This window comes from uncultured Lactobacillus sp., assembly GCF_944327175.1.
In the GTDB taxonomy this organism is placed as follows: domain Bacteria; phylum Bacillota; class Bacilli; order Lactobacillales; family Lactobacillaceae; genus Lactobacillus.
The window spans coordinates 1-5,114 of record NZ_CALVGT010000063.1; the positions used below are offsets into that span (position 1 = coordinate 1).

The 5,114-nt window shown below is 51.2% G+C and carries 7 protein-coding genes; 2 read left to right on the forward strand and 5 right to left on the reverse strand.

The annotated features are described in order from the left end of the window. Positions 1–94: IS3 family transposase (locus Q0J41_RS08390; RefSeq protein ID WP_130137146.1), on the forward strand; the 94-nt coding region annotated here is incomplete at its 5' end. 2 nt (positions 95–96) lie between these two features. Here the strand turns inward: Q0J41_RS08390 and Q0J41_RS08395 are convergent. From Q0J41_RS08395 to Q0J41_RS08410, 4 genes are all read right to left on the reverse strand, one after another. After that, positions 97–897: a ribonuclease HII gene (locus Q0J41_RS08395; protein ID WP_296228403.1), complete on the reverse strand. Its 801-nt coding sequence runs from the start codon at positions 895–897 to the stop codon at positions 97–99. Then, on the reverse strand, positions 887–1,744 hold the full coding sequence (gene ylqF / locus Q0J41_RS08400) for a ribosome biogenesis GTPase YlqF (RefSeq protein WP_296228405.1): 858 nt from the start codon (positions 1,742–1,744) through the stop codon (positions 887–889). Before ylqF ends, Q0J41_RS08395 begins: the two co-directional genes overlap by 11 nt. 74 nt (positions 1,745–1,818) lie before the next feature. Next, positions 1,819–2,049 carry a YozE family protein gene (locus Q0J41_RS08405; RefSeq protein WP_296228407.1) on the reverse strand — a complete coding sequence of 77 codons (231 nt, stop codon included), beginning with the start codon at positions 2,047–2,049 and terminating at the stop codon, positions 1,819–1,821. Positions 2,050–2,052: 3 nt separating this feature from the next. Next, positions 2,053–2,898: a DegV family protein gene (locus tag Q0J41_RS08410; RefSeq protein ID WP_296228409.1), complete on the reverse strand. Its 846-nt coding sequence runs from the start codon at positions 2,896–2,898 to the stop codon at positions 2,053–2,055. 135 nt (positions 2,899–3,033) lie between these two features. Between Q0J41_RS08410 and Q0J41_RS08415 the strand changes: the two genes are divergently transcribed. Further along, positions 3,034–3,696, forward strand: coding sequence for a hemolysin III family protein (locus Q0J41_RS08415; protein WP_296228412.1), 663 nt, complete (start codon positions 3,034–3,036; stop codon positions 3,694–3,696). Positions 3,697–3,722: 26 nt separating this feature from the next. Here Q0J41_RS08415 and Q0J41_RS08420 read toward each other — a convergent pair whose 3' ends face one another. Next, on the reverse strand, positions 3,723–4,913 hold the full coding sequence (locus Q0J41_RS08420; protein ID WP_296228415.1) for a CCA tRNA nucleotidyltransferase: 1,191 nt from the start codon (positions 4,911–4,913) through the stop codon (positions 3,723–3,725). Between the last annotated feature and the right edge of the window lie 201 nt (positions 4,914–5,114).

The following is a 5,114-nucleotide window of genomic DNA, read 5'->3' on the forward strand; positions in this document are numbered from 1 at the left end:
CGATTACTACAACAACGTAAGAATCAAGACAGGACGAAAAAACATGACCCCGATTGAATATCGGAATCATGTTTTAACAACCTTAACGGCTTAATACTAATTTGTCCCAATTTTGGGGGTCACATCATAGTCAGCCTTTTTAAGTCCAACCATTTCGCTCACCGGACTGAAGGTCAAACGGTGAATCGGTGTTGGACCGTATTTTCTTAATGCTTCCAGGTGGTCCTTGGTTCCATAGCCGGCATTGTGATCAAAGGCGTAGTCTGGATAAAGACAGGCGTAATCATCCATCAAAGAGTCTCTGAAAACCTTGGCCACGATTGAGGCCGCGGCAATTGAGTTGGACTTGGCATCCCCCTTGATCAATTCTACTTGCGGCAAATCCACCGGCACATTCATGGCGTCGACCAAAAGAGCATCTGCCCTTGTGCTCAAAGCTTCCACGGCTTGCTTCATGGCCTGGCGGTCAGCCTCGTAAATATTGATCTGGTCGATCACCTTGTTGTCCATGACCCCAACGCCGACGGCAATAGCCTCTTGCAGGATCTTGGGATAAAGGGCCAGGCGCTTTTGCGGGCTCAGTTTCTTTGAATCATTGACTTCCAATAAGGAAAACTCTTCCGGCAAAACAACGGCCGCGGCCACAACCGGGCCAGCCAGAGGGCCTCTGCCAACTTCATCGACCCCGGCTACCAGCTGCCCTTTAGCCCAGAAGTCCTGTTCATAGGAAAAACGGGCTAAAAAAGCTTCTTTTTGCTTAGCCAGCTTGTCCTGCCGGCGCTGGTAGCTTTCTAGCAGCTTCTGAACTCCCTTGCGGTCATCTTTAGCTAATTCCGCCAAGGTGTCTTGCGCAACTGAATCTGCCTTAAGCAGGTCTTTAATTTCATTAATTTTCATTATTCGCACTTGGCCGGTCCAGGTTGATCCGACCCAGCTTGCCCTTTCTTAACCGCTGCAGCATGAAGAGGGAGAAGCGGTCATAATCGTCCCGCATCCCGTTGTTTTGGGTCATGGCCAAAAGCAGGTCAGTATCGCCGATATTCTCCAGCTTGTCCTTACTGCAGTTGGCAAACTTGGCCAGGTAGGCCGGGTAGTATTGCCGCAATTGCCGGATAGCAAAAAGGGCCACGTCATCAGCGTGGAAGATCGTGTCCTTGATGGCCCCAAAAGCAGCCAGCTTGTAGCCCACGTCCTGGTCTTCAAATTTCGGCCAGAGAATCCCCGGCGTGTCCAGGATCTGGATGCCGTAAGGGGTCTTCAGCCAGGCTTGGCCCTTGGTTACCCCTGGCCGGTCCCCGGTAATAGCGACATTGCGGCCAACCAGGCGGTTGATGATAGTGGACTTGCCGCAGTTAGGCACGCCGACTAGGCAGATGCGGATGATCGGGTTGGAAGCCCCTCTCTCTTCCAGCTTCTTGACCTTTTCGCTAGCCGCCTTCTTGATCAAGGTGATCAAGGCCTGCATATTGGTGTTGTGCTGGGCATCCATGGCCATGACCAAGGTGCGGGGGCCCTGCAATTTCTTTTGCCAGAGCTTGGTCATCACCGGGTCAGCCAGGTCGGCCTTGTTTAAAACGATCAAGTGGGGCTTGTCGCCGACCAGTTCACTGATCATCGGGTTTCTGGAAGCGCTGGGAATCCGGGCATCCAAAACTTCAACAACAACGTCAATCAAGTTTAATTTTTCTTCCAGCTGATTCCTGGCCTTGTTCATGTGGCCTGGATACCATTGAATTTTAGTCATTTTTCCTCCCAAAAACAGCAGAAAAGGAAGCCGGGGCTCCCTTTCGTGCTTGTCACTGAATCCTAAAAATTATCCTAGTATTGCATTTTCTCTTCATAGGCCTGGTAAGCATCGTCAAAAATCGTCATGCTGGGCAGGTAGGCGGCATTTTCTTCCAGGTATTCTGACAGCCTGATCCGGTCCTGTTCCTGTCTGGGGAAGGTGGAGTCAAACTGGGCGTTGTTGGCAAACTGGGCCAGGTCGCTATTTGAATCTGGATCGCGCAGAGTCATCAGAAACTGGTAAAAACTTTGTCGGTATGCCATATATTACTCCGTGTAAAACATGACCGCGTAGGCCTCATGGCCAGCGTGGGTGATGATGATCGGGCTGGTTTCCTGGACCAGGATCTCCAGGCCCGGGTTGACTTCCTTGAAGCGCTGGGCGAGTTCTTCCATCTTGTCTCTGGTGTCAACGTAAGAAATGCCGACGTATTTGACCTTATCGCCCAGTTCTCTCAACTGGTCGACCAGCATGTTGTCAAACTTCTTGATGAACTTCTTGCCCCGGCCCCTGTAAGGGACGTTCAAGCTGCCTTCCTTCATGGTCAAGCCGACATGGAAGTTCAAAGCTGAAACCACCCGGCCGGCCCATTTGCCTAAGCGGCCGCCAGCCAGAATGTTCTGCAAATTAGGCACCATCATTTCCAGGTACATGTTCTTGCCGATCTGGTCCAGGTGAGCCAGGATTTCATCCATTTCCTTGCCCGCTTCCGCGTCCTTGGCGGCCTCAAGGCAGTAATAGCCTTGAGAGCGGTCAGTGTAGCCGCAGTCGATGACCGTGATCTTGCCGGCCACCATTTCCGCTGCCTGGCGGGCGGAGTCAACCGTCCCCGACAGGGTCTTGGCCATGAAAATCCCCAAAACTTCACTGCCGTCAGCCGTCAGTTCTTCCATTCTTTCCACGAACAGGCCGACCGGGGGCTGGCTGGTCTTGGGCAGCTTCTCTGCCTCATCCATCTTTTGGATAAAGTTGGCCCGGGTAATGTCAACGCCATCCGTGTAAGTATGCCCGTCGATCGTCACCGACAGGGGCACCACCGTAATACCGTATTTTTCAATTTCTTCCGGACTCAGCTGTACCGAGGAATCCGTCATGATCTTGATCTTAGACAATTTAACTGACCTCAATTTCCAAATTATCCTATCAGCTTCTCAGTTGTGATAGAATTAGACTTAATACAGACTTTAGTATAGCAAATTTTCAGCAAAAAATTATAATAAATTGATCAAAACTGAAAGGGAGTTTACATGGCATTTAATCCTTGGCAGCCGGCCCAAGACCGGTCCAAATCTTACTATATCATTGACAATGTTCTCTCAGCCGTCGTACACGGGATTGGCTTTGGCCTCTCAATCGCCGGCCTGGTCGTTTTAATAGTCCGGGCCGCCCACACCCATAGCGCCCTCAGAGTGACTACATTCGCCATCTACGGGGCCTGCATGATCCTGCTTTACCTCTTCTCGACCCTCTACCACAGCCTGGTCTTTACCAAGGCAAACAAGGTCTTCCAGATCTTCGACCACTCTTCGATCTTTATTGCTATTGCCGGCTCTTACACTCCTTATACCCTGGTCACCATCGGCGGGGCTAAAGGCTGGGTCATGTTCGGCATCATCTGGGCCTTGACGGTATTTGGGATTCTCTATTATATCTTCAACCAGGGCAAGCACGTGATCGGCGATACCATCCTTTATATCGCCATGGGCTGGATGGTGATCCTGGCCGGCAGCCAGCTTTATCACAGTCTGGGGTCAAGCGGCTTTTGGCTTTTAGTCTCAGGCGGCATTGCCTACACCTTTGGCTGCCTCTTCTTTTCCATGCGGGGCCTGCCTTATAGTCACGTCATCTGGCACTTCTTCGTTTTGCTGGGCTCAATCTTGATCTACTTTTCAGTCTTATTTTATGTTTAAAAAAAGGCGCTGGTGACCAGCGCCTTTTAGATTGCCAAAAATTCCGCGATTGCTTCTGGCCTGTTTTCCACCTGGCCGCTGACCACGCCAATAAGGGCCTTACGCAAGAGCTGGCCCAGTTCCGGTGAAGGCTTGACTCCTTCTTTGATCAGCCACTGGCCGTCAATGGCCAGGTCTGCTGCTATCTTAATTGGCAAACGGCTATAGCGGTCTAATAGAACTTGGCTAGGCAGTGGCTGGCCTAAAAGTTCAGCCAATTTCAAAGCTGCCCCCAGGTTCTCCTGGCCGATTTCAAAGAGGTCAAAATCGCTCTCTTCTCCCCGGCTCAAGAGGTCAAAGGCGGCCACGATCTGTCTGACTTGCTGGTTCATTGCATTGGAGTTCTTCCAGGCCCGCATGAAAGGCGAAATCTTGTCAGCCGGCAGGTTGATTAAAACGGCGATCAAGCTCCAAAAAACTGATTCGTTATCCGGACCGGCCTTAAGTTCAGTGAAGATAGAGAGCTGGCCCTTTTTTCCGGCCAGACCCGGGCATTCCTCGCTTAAGCCGGTGGATAAAAAGTCCTTAAAAGCCTGCCGGCTGTCCTTGCCCAAGGCCAGCTTGACAAATTCTTCCCTGATTCTTTCCACGGAAATCTTGCTTAAAAGCTCGTGGTTGTCGATAATAGCCTGCCTGGTCTTTTCTTCCAGGCTGAAAGAGAGCTGGCTCATGAAGCGGACTGCCCGCATCATCCGCAAGGCATCCTCATGGAAGCGGTCTTCAGCCACGCCAACAGCCTTGATCACTCTCCGCTTCAAGTCGCCTAAACCGTCAAAAAGGTCAATGATCTCCCCTTGCCGGTTCATGGCCAGGGCATTGATAGTAAAGTCCCGCCGCTTTAAGTCCTCGTCCAGGTTCTGCACGAAGGTGACCTTGTCTGGCCGGCGGAAGTCCTGGTAGCCGGATTCCGTTCTGAAAGTCGTGATCTCGTAGCTGGATCCCCCATAAAGGACGGTCACTGTCCCGTGCTGGATGCCAGTGTCAATGCTTTTGGCAAAAGTCTCCTTAACTTCTTCCGGGTAGGCACTGGTCGCGATATCCACGTCATGAATCGGCCGCTCTAAGAGCAGGTCGCGGACGCAGCCGCCGACGAAGTAAGCTTCAAAGCCCGCTTCTTCCAACTTTTCCAGGACCGGCATGGCCTCGGTAAAAACTTCCTTTATACGAATATTAGTCATCTTCTTCTCCACCTCGACTGTTTTTTGCTAAAATTGATTACGCATGGGGAATAATTTAAAAAAGGAGTATCGAAATCAACTACCCCAGAATAAATTCTGAGGTTTGCAGTCTCATCTATTGCTAGATAGTGGTTATAGCGTCTTACGACTCCCACCTGTGAGACCGCATCGTCGGGCAGTTGACGGTGCCCGTTTACCTGC

Bases quoted from the DNA above. Each gene is read 5' to 3' on its own strand.
- Q0J41_RS08395 (WP_296228403.1), bottom strand. From the start codon at position 897: ATGAAAATTAATGAAATTAAAGACCTGCTTAAGGCAGATTCAGTTGCG.
- Q0J41_RS08415 (WP_296228412.1), top strand. From the start codon at position 3,034: ATGGCATTTAATCCTTGGCAGCCGGCCCAAGACCGGTCCAAATCTTAC.
- ylqF (WP_296228405.1), bottom strand. From the start codon at position 1,744: ATGACTAAAATTCAATGGTATCCAGGCCACATGAACAAGGCCAGGAAT.
- Q0J41_RS08420 (WP_296228415.1), bottom strand. From the start codon at position 4,913: ATGACTAATATTCGTATAAAGGAAGTTTTTACCGAGGCCATGCCGGTC.
- Q0J41_RS08405 (WP_296228407.1), bottom strand. From the start codon at position 2,049: ATGGCATACCGACAAAGTTTTTACCAGTTTCTGATGACTCTGCGCGAT.